Annotated in this window: 16 protein-coding genes; 12 read left to right on the forward strand and 4 right to left on the reverse strand. The window is 68.5% G+C overall.

Annotated features, from left to right (window positions below):
- Positions 1-11: 11 nt before the first annotated feature.
- Positions 12-2534, forward strand: a complete 2523-nt coding sequence (locus WYM_RS16310; RefSeq protein WP_019181913.1) for an ATP-dependent Clp protease ATP-binding subunit — start codon at positions 12-14, stop codon at positions 2532-2534.
- A gap of 70 nt (positions 2535-2604) precedes the next feature.
- A complete protein-coding gene (locus WYM_RS16315) occupies positions 2605-3108 on the forward strand; it encodes an amino-acid N-acetyltransferase (protein ID WP_019181914.1) in 504 nt (167 codons plus the stop codon).
- 21 nt (positions 3109-3129) lie between these two features.
- Here the strand turns inward: WYM_RS16315 and WYM_RS16320 are convergent, their stop codons facing one another.
- Positions 3130-3531 carry a zf-TFIIB domain-containing protein gene (locus WYM_RS16320; protein WP_019181915.1) on the reverse strand — a complete coding sequence of 134 codons (402 nt, stop codon included), beginning with the start codon at positions 3529-3531 and terminating at the stop codon, positions 3130-3132.
- Between the two features lie 127 nt (positions 3532-3658).
- Between WYM_RS16320 and WYM_RS16325 the strand changes: the two genes are divergently transcribed.
- Positions 3659-4375, forward strand: coding sequence for a hypothetical protein (locus tag WYM_RS16325; RefSeq protein WP_019181916.1), 717 nt, complete (start codon positions 3659-3661; stop codon positions 4373-4375).
- Between the two features lie 307 nt (positions 4376-4682).
- Here the strand turns inward: WYM_RS16325 and bsh are convergent, their stop codons facing one another.
- Positions 4683-5663: a choloylglycine hydrolase gene (gene bsh, locus WYM_RS16335; protein WP_019181918.1), complete on the reverse strand. Its 981-nt coding sequence runs from the start codon at positions 5661-5663 to the stop codon at positions 4683-4685.
- A 202-nt stretch (positions 5664-5865) separates the two neighbouring features.
- On the opposite strand from bsh, the gene WYM_RS21235 reads away from it, so the two are divergent.
- Complete coding sequence (locus WYM_RS21235) at positions 5866-6606, forward strand: SGNH/GDSL hydrolase family protein (RefSeq protein WP_019181919.1); 741 nt, start codon at positions 5866-5868, stop codon at positions 6604-6606.
- Between the two features lie 101 nt (positions 6607-6707).
- Here WYM_RS21235 and WYM_RS16345 read toward each other — a convergent pair whose 3' ends face one another.
- A complete protein-coding gene (locus tag WYM_RS16345; RefSeq protein WP_051008157.1) occupies positions 6708-8276 on the reverse strand; it encodes an amino acid permease in 1569 nt (522 codons plus the stop codon).
- A gap of 185 nt (positions 8277-8461) precedes the next feature.
- On the opposite strand from WYM_RS16345, the gene WYM_RS16355 reads away from it, so the two are divergent.
- From WYM_RS16355 to WYM_RS16380, 6 genes are all read left to right on the forward strand, one after another.
- The gene (locus WYM_RS16355) at positions 8462-9817 is read left to right on the forward strand and encodes a glutamine synthetase family protein (RefSeq protein ID WP_019181922.1); all 1356 of its coding nucleotides are present in this window, start codon (positions 8462-8464) and stop codon (positions 9815-9817) included.
- 229 nt (positions 9818-10046) lie between these two features.
- On the forward strand, positions 10047-10769 hold the full coding sequence (locus WYM_RS16360; RefSeq protein ID WP_026059879.1) for a gamma-glutamyl-gamma-aminobutyrate hydrolase family protein: 723 nt from the start codon (positions 10047-10049) through the stop codon (positions 10767-10769).
- Positions 10766-12145, forward strand: coding sequence for an aldehyde dehydrogenase family protein (locus tag WYM_RS16365; protein ID WP_019181925.1), 1380 nt, complete (start codon positions 10766-10768; stop codon positions 12143-12145). The genes WYM_RS16360 and WYM_RS16365 overlap by 4 nt, the downstream gene beginning before the upstream one ends.
- Before the next feature lie 123 nt (positions 12146-12268).
- Positions 12269-13042, forward strand: coding sequence for a 3-oxoacyl-ACP reductase (locus tag WYM_RS16370; RefSeq protein WP_019181926.1), 774 nt, complete (start codon positions 12269-12271; stop codon positions 13040-13042).
- 400 nt (positions 13043-13442) lie between these two features.
- Positions 13443-14159, forward strand: coding sequence for a FadR/GntR family transcriptional regulator (locus WYM_RS16375; RefSeq protein ID WP_019181927.1), 717 nt, complete (start codon positions 13443-13445; stop codon positions 14157-14159).
- 620 nt (positions 14160-14779) lie between these two features.
- Positions 14780-15184: a hypothetical protein gene (locus WYM_RS16380; RefSeq protein ID WP_019181928.1), complete on the forward strand. Its 405-nt coding sequence runs from the start codon at positions 14780-14782 to the stop codon at positions 15182-15184.
- Positions 15185-15609: 425 nt separating this feature from the next.
- Here WYM_RS16380 and radA read toward each other — a convergent pair whose 3' ends face one another.
- On the reverse strand, positions 15610-16980 hold the full coding sequence (radA, locus tag WYM_RS16390; RefSeq protein ID WP_019181930.1) for a DNA repair protein RadA: 1371 nt from the start codon (positions 16978-16980) through the stop codon (positions 15610-15612).
- 260 nt (positions 16981-17240) lie between these two features.
- Between radA and WYM_RS16395 the strand changes: the two genes are divergently transcribed.
- Both WYM_RS16395 and WYM_RS16400 read left to right on the forward strand, forming a co-directional pair.
- Complete coding sequence (locus WYM_RS16395) at positions 17241-18383, forward strand: ABC transporter ATP-binding protein (RefSeq protein WP_157525285.1); 1143 nt, start codon at positions 17241-17243, stop codon at positions 18381-18383.
- Between the two features lie 2 nt (positions 18384-18385).
- On the forward strand, positions 18386-19201 hold an 816-nt coding region (locus tag WYM_RS16400; protein ID WP_019181932.1), incomplete at its 3' end, for an ABC transporter permease.

Consider the following 19201-nt stretch of genomic DNA (forward strand, 5'->3'; position numbering starts at 1 on the left):
GAGGAAGAACGATGTTCGAGAGATTCACCGACCGTGCCCGTCGTGTGGTTGTGCTCGCCCAAGAAGAGGCGAAGATGCTCAACCACAACTACATCGGCACCGAGCACATCCTGCTCGGGCTGATCCACGAAGGCGAGGGTGTCGCCGCGAAGGCGCTGGAGTCCCTCGGCATCTCGCTCGACGCCGTCCGCGAGCAGGTCCAGGACATCATCGGCCAGGGCCAGCAGCAGCCGACCGGGCACATCCCGTTCACGCCGCGTGCCAAGAAGGTGCTCGAGCTCAGCCTTCGCGAGGCATTGCAGCTCGGCCACAACTACATCGGCACCGAGCACATCCTGCTCGGCCTCATCCGCGAGGGCGAGGGAGTCGCCGCTCAGGTGCTGGTCAAGCTCGGCGCCGACCTGAACAAGGTGCGCCAGCAGGTCATCCAGCTGCTCTCGGGCTACCAGGGCAAGGAGCCGGCGGCCGTCTCGGGCGCCGCCAACGAGTCCGCCCAGGGCGCCCAGGGCGGTTCGCAGGTGCTCGACCAGTTCGGTCGCAACCTGACGCAGGCCGCGCGCGACAACAAGCTCGACCCGGTGATCGGACGCGAGAAGGAGATCGAGCGCGTCATGCAGATCCTGTCGCGCCGCTCGAAGAACAACCCCGTCCTCATCGGCGAGCCCGGCGTCGGCAAGACCGCCGTCGTCGAGGGCCTCGCGCAGGCGATCGTCAAGAACGACGTTCCTGAGACGCTGAAGGACAAGCAGGTCTACTCACTCGACCTCGGCTCGCTCATCGCAGGGTCCCGCTACCGCGGTGACTTCGAGGAGCGTCTGAAGAAGGTCACCAAGGAGATCCGCACGCGCGGCGACATCATCGTCTTCATCGACGAGATCCACACGCTCGTGGGTGCCGGTGCCGCCGAGGGCGCGATCGACGCTGCGTCGATCCTCAAGCCCCTCCTCGCCCGCGGCGAGCTCCAGACGATCGGTGCGACGACGCTGGACGAGTACCGCAAGCACTTCGAGAAGGATGCCGCGCTCGAGCGCCGCTTCCAGCCGATCCAGGTGGCCGAGCCGAGCCTGCCCCACGCGATCAACATCCTGAAGGGGCTGCGCGACCGCTACGAGGCGCACCACAAGGTGCAGATCACCGACGGTGCGATCGTCGCGGCGGCCAACCTCGCCGACCGGTACATCTCGGACCGCTTCCTGCCCGACAAGGCGATCGACCTGATCGACGAGGCCGGCGCCCGCCTGCGCCTGTCGATCCTGTCCAGCCCGCCGGAGCTCCGCGAGTTCGACGACAAGATCGCCAAGGTCCGTGAAGACAAGGAGCGCGCCTCCGAGGACCAGGACTTCGAGAAGGCCGCCAGCCTGCGCGACGAGGAGAAGTCCCTCCTGGCCGAGCGCCTGCGCCTCGAGAAGCAGTGGCGCTCGGGCGACGTCGCCTCCCACGCGGTGGTCGACGAGGGTCTGATCGCCGAGGTGCTCGCACAGGCCACCGGCATCCCGGTCTTCAAGCTCACCGAGGAGGAGTCCAGCCGACTCGTCTTCATGGAGAAGGCGCTGCACCAGCGCGTCATCGGCCAGGAAGAGGCGATCGCCGCCCTATCGAAGACGATCCGTCGTCAGCGTGCGGGTCTCAAGGATCCCAAGCGCCCCTCGGGCTCGTTCATCTTCGCCGGCCCCACGGGCGTCGGAAAGACCGAGCTGGCCAAGGCGCTCGCCGAGTTCCTCTTCGACGACGAGTCCGCGCTGATCTCGCTCGACATGTCGGAGTTCGGTGAGAAGCACACCGTCTCGCGGCTGTTCGGTGCCCCTCCCGGGTTCGTCGGCTTTGAAGAGGGCGGCCAGCTCACCGAGAAGGTGCGCCGCAAGCCGTTCTCGGTCGTGCTGTTCGACGAGATCGAGAAGGCGCACCCCGACATCTTCAACTCGCTGCTGCAGATCCTCGAAGAGGGTCGCCTCACCGACGGTCAGGGTCGCGTCATCGACTTCAAGAACACCGTGATCATCATGACGACCAACCTCGGTTCGTCGGCGATCGCTGGCGGCCCGGTGGGCTTCCAGGTGGAGGGCGACACGGGTACGACCTACGACCGGATGAAGGGCAAGGTCAACGAAGAGCTCAAGCGCAACTTCAAGCCCGAGTTCCTCAACCGCGTCGACGACATCATCGTCTTCCCGCAGCTGAACAAGGAGGAGCTGGTGCAGATCGTGGATCTGTTCACCAAGCGACTCGCCGAGCGTCTGCTCGACCGCGACATGACGATCGAGCTGAGCCTCGCCGCCAAGGAGCGCCTGATCGAGATCGGTTTCGACCCGGCTCTCGGTGCGCGCCCGCTGCGTCGTGCGATGCAGCGGGAGGTCGAGGACCGCCTGTCGGAGAAGATCCTCCACGGCGAGCTCGTCGCCGGCGACCATGTCACGATCGACTCTGCGAACGGTGAGTTCGTGTTCGAGAACGGCCCGCGCGGCGAGAAGGTCGCCGTCGGCGTCGTCCACAACGGCGAGATCACCGCGACGCCCGACCTCGCGGCGAACGCGTAACCCAGCCTGAAGACGGGAAGCGGATGCCGAGGCATCCGCTTCTCGTCTTTTTCGGCTTTACGCTGGTTCGATGAGCAAGTTCACGGTGCGGCCCGCACGGACCAAGGACGTACGGGGGATCCAGGCGATCCTCGAGCCGTTCGTGCAGCGCCGGATCCTCCTCGGCAAGGATCTCGTCGTGCTCTACGAGGCGACGCAGCAGTTCGTCGTCGCAGAGGACTCCGAGGGCAATCTCGTCGGCTGCGGCGCGCTCCACGTCATGTGGGAGGACCTCGGCGAGATCCGCACCCTGATCGTCGTCGACGAGTGGCTGCACCACGGCGTGGGGCGCGCGATCGTCGAGGCGCTCGAGGACAACGCCCGCACGCTCGGCCTGACCCGCCTGTTCTGCCTCACCTTCGAGGTGGACTTCTTCACGCGGCGAGGCTTCTCGCAGATCGGCGAGCAGGTCGTCGATCCCGACGTCTACTCGCAGCTCATCCGCTCGCCCGACGAAGGCGTGGCGGAGTTCCTCGACCTCGCGCACGTGAAGCCGAACACCCTCGGCAACACGAGGATGATCAAGCAGCTCTGACGACCTGACCGGCCTCCAGGCTCAGTCGAAGAGGTCGCTGAGCCAGTGCTCCTTCTTCTTCTTGCGGTGGTAGCCCTGGTCGTAGCCGGACTGCCCGTACCGAGGGTCGCTGTAGCGGGGGTCGCTGTAGCGGGGGTCGCTGTACCGGGGATCGGGCTGAGCGTAGCCGGGCTGTGCGTCATAGGCGGGAGCCGCCGGCGCGCCGTAGGCGGGTGCTCCGCCGTACGCCGGCGTGGCGGGCGAGGCAGGAGCGGCGGGCGCGGCGAGTGCAGCCGAACCGCCGGCCTCGCGCTCGGCGCGCTCGAGGATCTTGTCGAGCTCGCCGCGGTCCAGCCAGACGCCGCGGCAGGTCGGGCAGTAGTCGATCTCCACGCCGGAGCGCTCGCTCATGACGAGCACGGAACCATCGGTGGGGCACTTCATAGGGTCCTCCTGGGGTCGATCCGACCCTAGCGATCCGTGCTTTCGGCTGCCTGTGAATGAGGCAGGGGCACCCGCGGCGGGCGCGCCGAAGCGGGAGGGGCGGATGCCGAGGCCTACCCTTGATGTCATGACCGGCACGCCTCCCCGACGCCGCCATTCTCCGGCGGTGTACCGTCGACGCCGGCTCGTGCTGCTCATCGCGATCCTGGCCATCGCCGGAGTCGTCTGGCTGCTCATCGCGCAGCCGTGGCGCGGCTGGGGCGCGGAGGGCACCGATGCCGGCTCCACCCCGCAGACGCAGAGCACGGCGACCGCGCTCCCCGCGGTCACAGGTCAGCAGCAGACCCCGGCCCCGGGTGAGACCGGCGCGGTCGAAGGCGCCGTGGTGGAGGGCGACGGTCCCACCCCGTCCGCGACGCCGGGCGCAACGCCGACCGCGCAGCCCTGCGAATCGGGTGACATCGTCGTCGAGCCCCAGAGCACGCAGGACTCGTACACCGGTGCCGAGAATCCGCAGTTCTCGATCTCGCTCACCAACAACGGTCCCGACTGCACGCTCAACGTGGGCACGAGCGCCCAGGCGTTCGTCGTCTCGAGCGGCAGCGACACCTGGTGGCGGTCGACGGACTGCCAGAGCGAGCCCAGCGACATGGTCGTGCTCATCGGCGCCGGCCAGACCGTGACGAGCGCGGCGCCCCTCGGCTGGGACCGCACGCGCTCCGCCGTCGGCACGTGCGACGACCCGACCCGGCCGCGCGCGCCGGGCGGCGGCGCCTCGTACCACCTCGCCGTCGAGATCGGCGGCATCGCGTCGACCCAGTCCAAACAGTTCCTGCTCTACTGACTGCATCCCCCGGAACCACTTGGCCGGCGAGAGTTGTCGGCCGAGCTCATTGGTGATGATGAGATCGCCGTCGTATTCGGCGGGTCCGTGCGCGAGCTCGGGAGGTACCTCGTTCCAAATCGGGACGAACCATTTCGAGGCTTCGGTCTTCAGTTCGCCGCCGCCGTGCTGGATCGCGGGTCCGACTGGATGAAGAGCGCATCTGAGAAGGTCAACGCGCCCGACGAGATGACGGCGACCGGGCCGCCGTCACCGGCTCGCAATCACGAGCGGTGAACGGCTCGGGAGCAGCTGGCGCCAACGACACTCAGTTCTGCATGTGAATCTGTTGTCCCTTGATGAGCGGGTAGTCAACGAGCCCGGTGCCGTCGAGATCCTCCTTATGCATGTCTATCCCGGTCACCTGGCTGTTCTCGTAGGTCGTGTAGTAGTAGATGCCCTTGTCTGTGTTGCAGCACGAGGAGTAGATGGTGATCTCGAACTTGCCGGGCGAGACTTCTACGCAGCCGCGCTGCTGTGCGACAGAGCCCAGGATTTGGAAGAACTGGCTGATCGATTCGGACTCGGAGTCTCCTGACACGGCGTTCATCTTGGTGAAGGCGACCTTGACGAAGCGAGACGCTGACGAGAGATCTCCGGGCAGGCCGATCGCACCCATCCCGCGACTGTAGACGTCGAACTCCAGCTCATCGGAAAAGCTCTTCTCCGGCGGGTTCTTGGACAGGTGCATGAAGTTGTTCAGGTTGAACGACTGTATGTCGAAGGTGGGATTGTTCGTGAGGACGCCGACGGGATTGTCGTACACCTTCAGCCCCTCCATCACGCTCTCCACTGTGATCGAGGCCGTCCGATCAGAGATGATCCAGTGGAGCGGTGAAAGCGGGAAGGCCTCGCTGAAGGAGATGTCTACGAGGCTCATCGTCTCCAGCGCGGTCTTCACCTCGCTTACGGTCTCGAACTGCCCAAGGGTCCACGGGATGAACTCGAACGGGGCGATGTTGGTCTTGTCGCTGACTTCGGGCTTGTAGTCCGCGTTCTCCGGGAAGTTGAGCCCCGCCATGCTCAGGCCCTTCTCGTTGGTCGCGTCGTAGTACAGGGGATATCCGTCCGCGATGGTCGCCATCCCGATGATCGCGCGATGGGTTTTCAGCGGATCCGCTTTGCGGAAGCGGAAGCGGAAGGGGAAGTTTCGAGGTGTCACGGTGACCGTCTCGTTGTACGAGAACTCCAGGTCGAGATTGCGACCGAAGTAGTGATCCCGTGTGGTGTAGTTCGCTCCCGTGCACATGATGACCTCCGATTGAAGATCCTCCCCGTGGGGCGAAACCATAACGTCAGCGAAGGCCGCTTCGCTACGGGTGCCCAATCGCAGGCAGCGCCGTCGACCGCGCTCGCGAGTCAGCGTCTCGAGCGAACCTCCCGCCGCGAGCCGCTGCAGGCCCCTGCAGGTTTCTGGGTCCGCGGACGCGGAGCATTCGTAGGATCGACTCATGGGTGCTCGCCGGACGCGCTTTGTTCCGCTCGTCTGTCTGCTCGCCGCCGCTCTGACGGCGTGCGCAGCGCCTCCGACCTCTCCGTCGACGGAGGAGACGCGGCGGCCCTCGGCCTCCGCGTCGTTGACGGCAAGCCCCGTCGACGGACAGGCGCAGCCCGAGCCGATCGCGGTGATCGGCGACTCGTACACGACGGGATCACCGGCGGACTCGGGTCCGCCTGCGCTGTGGCCGGCCCTGCTCACGGGCGACGATTTCACCGTGACGGCATACGCCTGGAGCGGCACGGGATACGCGTCGACCTGGGAGACACCGGAAGGCCCCAGCAATTACGTGACTCGCGTCGACCAGATGCCGGGCGCGGGCATCGACACCGTTCTCTTCTTCGGCTCGATCAACGACGGCTTCTTCAGATACGACGCCACCCGAGCGGGCGCGGACGAGGCTTTCGCGAAGGCTCTCGCCAAGTGGCCCGATGCGACCATCATCGTCATCGGGCCCGCCTCGCCGATCTGGCCCGTCCCCGGGGGCTATCTCGCGGCCCGGGATGCGACGCGGGACGCCGCGCAGGCGGCCGGTCTGACGTTCATCGATCCCATCGACGACGGCTGGTTCGAGGGTATGCCGGAGCTGATCGGCGTCGACGGCATCCATCCGAACGACCAGGGCCACGCGTACCTCGCCGAGCGGCTGCGTCGGGTGCTCGAGGAGCACGCGCCGGCGGTTCCTCGGGACTGAGTGCGCACCCGCCGGGCGGTGGCCACCCCGCTGTGCCGATCCGCGCGCAGAAGTGCGGGGCGGAGCATCCCCCCGGACCGCTCCGCCCCGCGTCCCCGCCTCTACGGCTTGTCGCCGAAGACCTCTCGTTCCATCGAGTCGTATCCCTCCGCCTGAGGATCCCGGTGCTCGCCCCCCGAGAGCGCGTACTCCTCCTCGGGAGAGAGCACGAGGCGGTGGCGGAAGAACAGCGCGAAGCCGAGCAGCAGCACCACGTACACGATGCCGATCGCGATGATCGCGGGGAGGAATGTCGGGTTCAGGAGGAACCCGACGAAGATGAGCAGCGCGATCGCCGCCGCGATGACGGCACCCGTGATGCCCCAGGGGCTCCGGTACGGGCGCTCGGCGTTCGGGAACTTACGGCGCAGGATGATGAACGACACCATCTGCAGGAAGTACGCCAGCACGGCGCCCCAGACGGCGATGTTGAGCACGATCGCACCCGCGACGCTGCCTGACCCACCGGCGAACTCGATGATGAGCAGAGCGACGAAGCCGATCACCGCGCCGACGACCAGCGCCACCCAGGGCGTCTTGCGCTTGCCGGTCAGCGACAGGAACCGCGGGTAGTAGCCGGCACGTGAGAGGGAGTACATGTTGCGCCCGTACGCGAACATGATGCCCTGCAGCGACGCGAGCAGTCCGACGAGGGCGAACAGTGCCAGCACGGCTGCGAGGCCGTCGCCGACGATCGCCCGGAAGCCGTCCAGCAGCGGTTCGGCGGCGACGCCGGTCGCCTCAGCTCCCAGCACGCCGGTGTTGAGGAACAGCACGAGCAGACCGGTGACGATCAGCGTGCCGCGGGCCCAGAAGCCGGCGCGCGGGATGTCGCGGACCGGGTCGTGGGACTCCTCCGCGGCCAGGGGCAGCTCTTCGATGCCGAGGAAGAACCACATCGCGAACGGAAGTGCGAACAGGATCGGCAGCACGCCGTGCGGCAGGAACTCGGTCTGGCCCGGGTCGGGCGCGATGTCCCACAGGTTCGCCCACGAGAAGGCGCCCGAGAAGATCGCCATGGCCGAGAAGACGAGGATGATGCCGATCGAGATGACCGACACGACGATCGCGAACTTGAACGAGATCGCGGCGCCCGCGGCGTTCAGGGCGATGAACACCACGTAGAGGATGATCCACCACACCCAGCCGGGCAGCGACACCCCCAGCAGCTCCGAGGTGATCGCGTCGGCGTACGAGGCGGAGAAGAAGACGATGACGGCGGTGGTCGCGACGTACTCGATGGTCTCGGCGGCGCCGGTGATGAGGCCGCCCCATGGCCCCATCGCCGAGCGCGCGAAGGAATACGCGCCCCCCGTGTGCGGCATGGCCGCTGCCATCTCGCCGATCGAGAAGATCATCCCGTAGTACATCGCGACGAGGATGACGAACGCGATCAGCATCCCGCCGAACCCGGCGAAGTCGATGCCGAAGTTCCAGCCCGAGAAGTCGCCGGAGATGACGGCGGCGACCGCGAGCCCCCACAGCCCCCAGATCCCTGCGGACCTCTTCAGGCCCCGTCGTTCGAAGTAATCTTGTCCTGCCCGCGTATAGGTTGCCCCAGCGACCTTGGCGGAACTGTCTCGTGACCCGGCCGAACGGCCGGCTGGTGCTGCACTGCTCGCTTGGGACATCGGTCCTCCGTGCTTCGGAAACGGACGTGCGCTCGGGTGTCGCGCGGCATCGCGCCTGCGCTGATTGTGGTCCCTATTGGTGGGATCTGTCTACCTTTGTGGAGTATTTGACCCTAGAGTGATCGGGCGGGCGCGGTGCTGACGAGCAGCCTCGCGCCCCTGATACGGCCACACGAGGAGGACGGATGCCGGGCAACCTCACCGTCGAGCAGCTGCACACCGCGATCGCGGCCGGCGAGATCGACACCGTCATCGTCGCCTTCGCCGACGCTCAGGGCCGCATGGTCGGCAAGCGCGTCTCGGCCCGGCTGTTCCAGGAGGAGGTGCTGCCGCACGGCGCCGAGGCCTGCAACTACCTCCTCTCGGTCGACGTCGACATGAACACCGTCGACGGGTACGCGATGTCGAGCTGGGAGACCGGCTACGGCGACATGATGCTGCGACCCGACGCCACGACGATGCGCCTCATCCCCTGGCACCCCGGCAGCGCTCTGGTGATGGCGGACCTCACGTGGGAGAACGGCGACCCGGTCGCGCAGTCGCCGCGCGACATCCTGAACTGTCAACGCGCCCGGCTCGCCGACCGCGGCCTGGTCGCCTACTCCGGCACCGAGCTGGAGTTCCTCGTCTTCGACGACACGTATCGGGATGCCTGGGCGAAGGGCTACCGCGACCTGAAGCCGTCGACCGACTACAACGTCGACTACGACCTGCTGGCCTCGGGCCGCATGGAGCCCCTGCTGCGCGACATCCGCCTGTCGATGGATCGCGCCGGCCTCTACACCGAGGGCGTCAAGGGCGAGTGCAATCTCGGCCAGCAGGAGATCGCGTTCCGCTACGCCGAAGCCCTCGAGACCGCCGATCAGCACGTGATCTACAAGAGCGGTGCGAAGACGATCGCCGACGCGCACGGCAAGTCGCTGACGTTCATGGCGAAATTCAACGAGCGCGAGGGCAACAGCTGCCACATCCACCTGTCGGTGCGCGGCGAGGACGGCGAGGCGGTCATGGCCGGCGACGGCGCGCACGGCTTCAGCCCGCTCATGGAGCACTGGATCGCCGGAATCCTCGCAACGCTCCGCGAGTTCACGTTCCTCTACGCCCCGAACATCAACTCGTACAAACGCTTCGCGAAGGGATCGTTCGCCCCGACCGGCATCGCCTGGGGAATCGACAATCGCACGTGCGCGCTGCGCGTCATCGGGCGTGGCCACTCGCTCCGCGTCGAGAACCGCGTGCCTGGTGGCGATGTGAACCCGTATCTCGGTATCGCCGCGATCATCGCCGGAGGTCTGCACGGCATCGAGAACGAGCTGCCGATGCCCGAGCCGCTTGCCGGCAACGCGTACACCTCGGCGGCCGAGCATCTGCCGACCACGCTGCGCGAAGCCGCGCGGCTCTTCGACGAGTCGGCGATCGCCCGGGCGGCGTTCGGCGACGACATGGTCGACCACTATCTGAACCAGGCGCGCATCGAGGTCGAGGCCTACGACGCGGCCGTCACCGATTGGGAGAGGGTGCGTGGCTTTGAGCGGCTCTGACGCTTCGACGAGCTCAGCGACCGGGGGTGCGGGCTCGGCGACCCGGGGTGCCGGCGCGAGCCGGGGTGCCGGCACGATCCGGCGTGCCGGCGCAGGTTGGGGCGCGGTCCCTGAGCTTGTCGAAGGGCGCGGCGCAGGTTGGGGCGCGGTCCCTGAGCTTGTCGAAGGGCGCGGCGCAGGTTGGGGCGCGGTCCCTGAGCTTGTCGAAGGGCGCCGCCCGGTCGTCGGCCTGACCACCTACCTCGAGCAGGCCAAGCAGGGGGTCTGGGACGTGCGCGCCGCGTTCCTGCCGCAGCAGTACTTCGACGCCGTGACGGCGTCGGGCGGCATCGCGGTGCTGCTGCCGCCGCAGCCCGGCGCCGAGGCGGCGGCCGGTGTCGTGCTCGAGGGCCTCGATGGTCTCATCCTCACCGGCGGACTCGACGTGGATCCTGCGCTGTACGGTGCTGAGCGGCATCCGCTCACCGACCCTGCCCGTCCCGACCGTGACGCGTGGGAGCTGGCCCTGTTCCGCGGCGCGGAGGCGCGACGGATGCCGGTGCTCGCCATCTGCCGCGGGCTGCAGCTCGTGAACGTGGCGCGGGGTGGCACGCTGCACCAGCACCTGCCCGAGGCGCTCGGAACGGAGCGGTTCCGCGTCGGTGGAGGCGTGTTCGCGGTGAACGAGGTCGAGGTGGAGCGCGGCTCGCGCCTGGCTGGACTGGTCGGCGACGGAGCACTCGACGTGCACAGCTACCACCACCAGGGTGTCGACCGGCTCGGCGAGGGCCTGGTCGTGACCGCGCGCACCGACGACGGCCTGGTGCAGGCCTTCGAATCGGACGGCGACGGCTATCTCGTCGGCGTCCAGTGGCACCCCGAGGAGAACCGCGAGGACCGGCGGCTGTTCGCGGGGCTCGTGGCCGAGGCATCCGTCTACGCCGCCTCGCGGCACGAGGGGGCCCTGGCATGACCGCCACGTTCACGGTGATCAACCCCTCGACGGCCCAGCCGATCTGCGACATCACACGGGCATCGGTCGAGGATGTCGATTCCGCCGTCGCACGCGCGGTGAGCGCACAGCGGGCGTGGGCCGTCCTGGCCCCCGGGGCGCGCGCCGACGCGCTGCGAGCCTTCGCGCGCGTCGTCGAGGCGCACGTCGAGGAGCTCGCGCAGCTCGAGGTGCTGAACTCGGGGCACCCGATCGGGTCGGCTCGGTGGGAAGCCTCGCACGTCGCGCAGGTGCTCAACTTCTACGCCGGGGCGCCGGAGCGGCTGAGCGGGCAGCAGATCCCGGTCGCCGGCGGGCTCGATGTGACGTTCCACGAGCCGTACGGCGTGGTCGGGATCATCGTGCCGTGGAACTTCCCCATGACCATCGCGTCGTGGGGGTTCGCCCCTGCGCTCGCCGCGGGCAACGCGGTCGTGCTCAAGCCCGCCGAGCTGACGCCCCTGACGGCCATCCGTCTCGGTGACCTCGCGCTGGAGGCGGGGCTGCCAGAAGGACTGTTCCAGGTCGTGCCGGGGTCGGGCTCGGTCGTCGGGCAGCGGTTCGTGTCGCACCCCGACGTGCGCAAGGTCGTCTTCACCGGCTCCACGTCGGTGGGCATCGACGTGGCTGCCGGATGCGCGCGCGAGCTCAAGCCGGTGACCCTCGAGCTCGGCGGCAAGAGCGCGAACGTCGTCTTCGCCGACGCCGACCTCGAGAAGGCCGCGGCGTCGGCTCCGGGCGCGGTCTTCGACAACGCCGGTCAGGACTGCTGCGCCCGCAGTCGCATCCTCGTCGAGCGCTCGGTGTACGACCGGTTCCTCGAACTGCTCGAACCGGCAGTCGCCGGGTGGCGGGTCGGCGACCCCGCAGACGAGGGGACCGAGATGGGACCGCTGATCTCGGCATCGCACCGCTCCACGGTCGCCGGGTTCCTCGACGGCGCGAACGTCGCGTTCCGCGGCTCGGCGCCGTCGTCCGCAGACCCGGCACTGGGAGACGGCTTCTGGTTCGCACCGACCGTCGTGCTCGCCGATCGCGGCGACCGCATCGCGCGCGACGAGGTGTTCGGACCGGTCGTCGCGGTGCTGCCGTTCGACGACGAGGCCGACGCCATCCGGCTCGCGAACGACACGATCTACGGCCTGGCGGGGTCGATCTGGACCGAGAACCTCGGCCGTGCCGTGCGCGTCGCGCGCGGAGTCAAGAGCGGCGTGCTGTCGGTGAACTCGCACTCGTCGGTGCGATACTCGACGCCGTTCGGCGGCATGAAGGCCTCCGGCCTCGGCCGCGAGCTCGGCCCCGACGCCGCGGAGCACTTCACCGAGACCAAGAACGTCTTCTTCGCGACGGATGCCTAGGCCCATGTCGCCCCCGACCCCCTGCGTGTCCCGATCTCACGCCTTCATGTCCCCCGATCCATCGGTCGAGCGCGCCTGGAGCAATGGATCTCGGGACATCCTTCAGAAAGGAAGCCCACACCGATGGATCTGACGCAGCGTCTGAAGGACCGGGTCGCGATCATCACCGGCGGCGCGTCCGGCATCGGCCTGGCGACCGCGCGTCGCTTCGCCGCCGAGGGAGCCACAGTGGTGATCGCCGACCTCGACCCGGCGGCGGGCGAGGCCGCGGCATCCGAGGTCGATGGTGTCTTCCGGCGCGTGAACGTCGCCGACGAGGCTCAGGTCAACGAGGTGTTCGACGGCGTCGCCGCGGAGTTCGGGCGCCTGGACATCGCATTCAACAACGCCGGAATCTCGCCCGCCGACGACGACTCGATCGAGACGACCGAGCTGCCTGCGTGGGACAAGGTGCAGGACGTCAACCTCAAGAGCGTGTACCTGTGCTCGCGCGCCGCCCTGCGCCACATGGTGCCCGCCGGCTCGGGCTCGATCATCAACACCGCGTCCTTCGTCGCGCTGCTCGGCTCGGCCACGTCGCAAATCTCGTACACGGCGTCCAAGGGGGGCGTGCTCGCCATGACCCGCGAGCTCGGCGTGCAGTTCGCGCGGCAGGGGATCCGTGTGAACGCGCTGTGCCCCGGACCGGTGAACACTCCGCTGCTGCAGGAGCTGTTCGCCAAGGACCCCGAGCGGGCGCAGCGCCGCCTCGTGCACGTGCCGATGGGCCGCTTCGCCGAGCCTGAAGAGATGGCCGCGGCCGTCGCCTTCCTCGCGTCGGACGACGCCTCGTTCATCACCGCGACGGCGTTCGTGGTGGACGGCGGCATCACCAACGCCTACGTCACGCCGCTCTAGGTGGATGCCATGACCCGCGCGTTCGCAATTCAGTCTCGAGCGTCGAAGCGGACGCCGCGCACGGCGTGTTGCGGCATCCGCGGTCGGTCCGGACTGAATTGCGAACAGCCGGGGGGCGGTGACACCAACACTTCCGTCACGCCGCTCGAGGTGCATGCCACGGCCCGCGCGTTCGCAATTCAGTCTCGAGCGTCGAAGCGGATGCCGCGCAGGGCGTGTTGCGGCATCCGCCGCATGTCCGGACTGAGTTGCGAACATCCCGGGGCGGTGAGGGCATGACCGTCGTGCACCGGCACGTACCGTTCTCAGGACCGATGCGCCGTGACGACTCGCGAGGACGGCGTGTCGGCCGCTTCCCGGGTGTCCGGTCCTGCGAACGGTACGGGCTCAGGAGGACACCGTGACTGACGCGCCGCTGAACGAGGTGCGCAAGGCCGTCTACCGGCCGGTGCGCGAGGGGAACGCCCTCGAAGACACCGTCGCGCGCCTGGTGCAGACCATCCGGCTCGGGGTCGTGGCGCCGGGGGAGTCGCTGCCCTCGGAGCGCGAGCTCGCAGTGCTCTACGCGGTCAGCCGCGACACCGTGCGCGAGGCCATCCGTGAACTCGCCGACACCGGCTACCTCGTGCGTCGCCGCGGAAGGTACGGCGGCACGTTCGTCGCCGATCCGCTGCCTCAGCCACCGGATCCCCGAGAAGTGGACGCCTCCGATCTCGAAGACGTCCTCGGCCTCCGCCGGGTGCTCGAGGCCGGCGCCGCCCGCGCGGCAGCCGGCCGTGCGCTCGACGCCACGGCCCGCGACGACCTGTGGGCTCGGTACGAGGCGGCGGCTGCGGCATCCGAATCCGACTACCGCCGCCTTGACACCCTGCTGCATCTGACGATCGCCGAGGTCGCCGGCATCCCCTCGCTTGTGGCGCTCGCCGCCGAGAACCGCGCCCGTGTCAACGAGTGGCTCGACACGTTCCCCCTCCTGCCGCGCAACATCGAGCACTCCAACGCGCAGCATGAGCGGATCGTCACGGCGATCCTCGCCGGGCGACCGGATGCCGCGGAGGCAGCCGTCCTCGACCACCTGGCCGGCTCGGAGGCCCTGCTGCGCGGCTTCCTCGCCTGAGTTGTCGGCCGCGTCGCCGCCGAGGCTCCCGCGAGGGCCGCGCTGTCGCTGCAGGCCATGTTTCGCCGAGCCGTCGCGAACGGGCGCGTGCGTGTCCGGCGGTCGGCCGTTTGCGGTGGATCGGCGCGCCGCCGACGGGGCGTCGGAGAAGGTGAATGCCGAGGGCGGCACTGTGCCGAGGGCGTCTTGTTGCGCGAACCCGTCGCGAACGGTCTTGCTGTCGCCGAACCGTCGCGAAGGGCCGCATGCGTGGCCGGCTGACGGCCTTTCGCGACGGTTCGCTGCGTGGCCGGCCGGCCGCTGGGGGAAGCCGGATGCCGAGAGGCGGCGCTGTCGCTGAAGGCCAGCTGTCGCGTGAAGGCCGGGCTGTCGAGCCGTCGGAAAGGGCCGTGTGCGTGGCCGGCGCACGGCCATCAGCGGCGGTTCGATGCAAGAGAACGCCCGTGGCGTGAGGCGGCTTCACGCGCGTCCGGCAGAGCCGTCGGGAACAGCCGGCGCGTCGCCGGCGAACCGTCGGGAATGGCCGCCAGCTCGGACGAAAGACGACCTCTCGCGATGGTTCGCGGTGGGAGAAGGCGCACGTGAGCGGGGCCGCGAGGCCGAGTCGATATTCTCGAAGGATGCCGGGGAAGAAGCGTGCGAAGAAGGAAACCCTCGAGTTCCGCAACACGCAGCTGGGCGACGCCCTCCAGACGAAGGACATGGCGGCGGTCGCATTCGCGCTGCGGCATGGGCCGACGGTCGTGCCGCTCATGCGTCCCGGTCAGCGCGACAACCCGTTGGACGCCGGCGAGGTGTGGACCTACCGCGACCCGAAGTCCGGCGACGTGGCGCTGCTGCTGTTCAGCGACGCGGCGCACAAGCCGGCGACGCTGCCCCCCGGCGTCGCGCTGCAGTCGCCGGCATGGCTTCGCGCATTCCTCGGCGCGCACGAGGGCGAGATCACGACGGTCTTCTTCGATATTGCGGGGCCGCATCCGCTGCAGGCATCGCCGAGCGACCTCATCGCCGCGCTCGACGCCTGACCTTCGACAAGCTCAGGGACCGAATGCGGGCTCGAGGGGGGCCCAGGACCGAGCGGGAGAACGGATCGAGTGGGAGCACGGGGTCGAGCGGGAGCCGAGGAACCGAACGCGGAGCGGGGACGCGAGCTGGCGCTCGGGGACCGAGCAAGAAAACTTGGAGCCCCGCACGCCACCGCGGCACCTCAGCGATCGAAGGGGAGCGCGACCGACGCCCAGCTCGGGACCGAGCGGGCCCGGACCGGTCGAGCGGGTGGGCAACACTCCGCGATCGACTCGCATCCGGACGTCCCCGTGTGGCACGCTCGCCGGATGGAGTACCTCGTCGTCGGGATCGTGTGCGCCGCCGGACTCGTCATTCCGCTCGCCTTGGGGCTCGCGCAGTCGCGTCACGACCGGCGCCCACGCGGTCGCTGATCCGCGTGGGCTCAGAACTCGGGGACGTCGTCGCCCGGGCGGCTCTTCGTGCGGACACGCACATCATCGATGGCGCCGCGCAGGCGGCCCGAACGGTCGTCGATGACGTCGCGGTAGCCCAAGCGCGCGGCCTCGGTGCGCCGTTGCGGGGCCTGCGTGACCGGCCGGATCTCGCCCGCGAGACTGAGTTCGCCGACCGCGGCGATGTGGCGCGGAATCGACTGGTTCCCGACTGACCCGGCGACGGCGAGGGCGATAGCCAGATCGGCGGCCGGCTCGGTGAAGCGCACGCCGCCGACGGTGGAGACATAGACGTCCTTGTCGGAAGTCTTGATCCCTGCCTTCTTCTCGAGCACGGCGAGCACCATCGCGACCCGAGCGGCATCGACGCCGTTCACGATCCGCCGGGGATTCGGAGCCTTGGTCTCGATCGTCAGCGCCTGCACCTCGACCGGCAGCGCCCGTCGCCCTTCGAGCGCGATGGCGACGCACGTGCCGGGTTCGGTGCTGCCGTGCCCGAGGAAGAGCGCGCTGGGATCGGCGACCTCGGCGATTCCGGCGCCGGTCATGTCGAAGCATCCGACCTCGTCCGTCGGCCCGAAGCGGTTCTTGAGGGCGCGGACGAACCGCAGCGACGTCTGCCGGTCGCCCTCGAACTGGCACACCACGTCGACCAGGTGCTCGAGGATGCGGGGGCCGGCGATCGAGCCGTCCTTCGTGACGTGGCCGACGATGATGGTCGGCAGAGCGCGGTCCTTCGCGACGCGGATGAGCGTCGCCGCGACCTCGCGTACCTGCGACGGGTGCCCGGCCATTCCCTCCGACATCGCGGACGACACGGTCTGCACCGAGTCGACGATGAGGAGGTCCGGCTTCACCTCGTCGACGTGGCCGAGGATCGTCGCGAGGTCGGTCTCACTCGCGAGGTACAGCTCGTCGTGCAGGGCGCCGGTGCGCTCGGCGCGCAGCCGCACCTGCGCCGTCGACTCCTCGGCGCTCGCGTACAGCACTCGTCGGCCCGACATCGCGGCCTTCGCAGCGACCTCGAGCAGCAGCGTCGACTTGCCCACACCGGGCTCGCCCGACAGGAGGATCGCGGCTCCCGCGACGAGTCCGCCGCCGAGTACACGGTCGAACTCACCGACCCCGGTCGTGCGACGCGGCGCGTCGCTGGTGTCGATGCGCGTGATCGGCTGAGCCGCCCGCCCCGCGCCGGGCGCGATCGGCGAGACGGAGCGGGTGATCCCGGTCTGCTCGGCGGCCTCGACGACCGTGCCCCACTGCTGGCACTCACCGCAGCGACCGACCCACTTGAGTGTGGTCCATCCGCACTCGGTGCACCGATAGGGCGCGCTCTGGGTGGGTCGTCGGGAGGCGGCCATGAATCTCAGCGTACGGCGGTGCTCCGACATCGCTGGTGAGGCGAGCCGCAGGGGATGCCGTCGGCACAAGAGCTCCCGGAGCGCACCATCCTTGACACTTAAGGTTACGATCGTTAGCCTCGCTGTATTACGTGCGAACCTCAACTATTGAGGTCGCCATCAAAACCACCGATCAACGGAGATTCGTGATGGGACCCGCAACCATCGACCGTGGCGATCAGTCGGTCACGCGACCGCCTTCGTCAGGCGAAGGCGAGCCGATGGGCGCCGCCCTGGCCGTGGATATCGCCGGTCTCGAGAAGGAGTACCGCCGTCAGGATGGCACCCGTGTCCGCGCCATCGACCACGTCGACCTACGTGTCGAGCGCGGCGAGTTCGTGGTGCTGCTCGGACCATCCGGTTGCGGCAAGACCACGCTCCTGCGCACGATCGCCGGGTTGGAACAGGCCGACAACGGCCGCATCGACATCGGCGGCAAGACCCGCTTCTGGTCTGAGCGTGGCGTGGCGCAGCCCCCCGAGAAGCGCGGCATCAGCATGATCTTCCAGTCGTACGCGCTGTGGCCTCACATGTCGGTGTTCAAGAACGTCGCGTATCCGCTGCAGAGCCGACGCCACAAGCTGACCCGCCAGCAGATCCGGGATCGTGTGGGCGCCGCATTGACGCAGGTAGGTATCCCGGAGCTGACGGGGCAGTATCCCAGCCAGTTGAGCGGCGGGCAGCAGCAGCGCGTCGCCCTGGCGCGGGCTCTCGTGAGCCAGGACGAGTTGATCCTCTTCGATGAGCCGCTGTCGAACGTCGACGCCAAGGTGCGTGAGCACCTACGGGTCGAGCTCGCTGCTATGCAGCGTGCGCTCGGCTTCACGGCGATCTTCGTCACGCACGATCAGACCGAGGCGATGGAACTGGCATCGCGCATCGCGGTGGTCGATCGAGGTCGCATCGCGCAGTTCGGCACGCCGCACGAGATCTACCATCAGCCGGCGAGCCGGTACGTCGCGAGATTCATCGGCGCGATCAACGAGATCGAAGGCCGCGTGGTGTCGATCGAGGCGGGCACCGTGGTGGTGGAGACGGACCACGGTCGAGTGGTGTCGACCCAGCCTTCGTCCGGCATCCTCGTCGGGGATGAGGTCGTCGCGTTGTGGCGCCCTGAGCGCGGCCATGCGGACACGGTCGAGCCGGACCGCGCCAACCGCTGGAGAGCTGTCGTCGAGACGGCGATGTTCGTCGGCTCGCACACCGAGTTCGCGCTGCGATCGGGTGATCTCGCCGCGCGGCTGTGGAGCCCTCGGATGGAGAGCATCGCGGCTGGCGAGCAGGTGTGGGTCTCGGTCGATCCGCACGACGTGCAGGTGCTGCCGCGCGAGGACTCGACAGGCGTGCAGACGGCGGAGGGCTGAGCATGACGGCGACCATCTCAACGGTGCCGCTGAAGTCGCGCCGTGGCATCCGTCGTATCAGCATCTTCGATCTCGTCACGATCATCATCGCGCTCGTCCTCATCGCGATCGTCGTCGTACCGCTCTTCCGTGTGCTGATCGGGCTGTTCTTCGTCGACGGCCAGCTCACGCTCGAGCCCATCCGCCGCACTCTCGCTGTGCCGGATCTCGGCCGGCTGATCCTCGACACACTCATCGTCGTGGCGGCCTCCAGCCTCGTCGCCCTCGTCATCGGCGTGCTGCTGGCGTGGGTCAATGAGCGCACCGACGCGCGGATGGGCATCGTGTCCGATGCGCTCCCACTGCTGCCGTTCCTGCTGCCACCCGTGGCCGGCGCGGTCGGCTGGACCATGCTGCTCGCCCCGCGGGCCGGCCTCGCGAACGCCTGGATCCGCGACGTGCTGGCCTTCTTCGGCATCCCGCTCGAAGAAGGGCCCTTCGACATCAACAGCTGGTACGGGCTGATCTGGGTGTTCGCGGTCTACGCGGTGCCCTTCATCTACATGAACGTCTCCGCCAGCTTGCGCAACTTCGATTCGAGCCTCGAGGAGGCGTCGCGACTGAGTGGCGCGTCGGCGTGGCGGACGCTGCGCAAGGTGACGCTTCCTGCCGTCATGCCCGGCATCGGCGCCGGCCTTCTCCTGTGCGTGTGGTTCGGTTTCGGGATGTTCTCGATCCCGTCGATCATCGGCACGCCCGCGGGCATCGACCTGATCTCGGTCCGCATCGTCGAGCTGCTCACGTTCACGTATCCGCCAGACACCGAGGTCGCTGTCGGG

The sequence above is a fragment of the Microbacterium yannicii PS01 genome (genome assembly GCF_000304335.1).
Lineage (GTDB): Bacteria > Actinomycetota > Actinomycetes > Actinomycetales > Microbacteriaceae > Microbacterium > Microbacterium yannicii_A.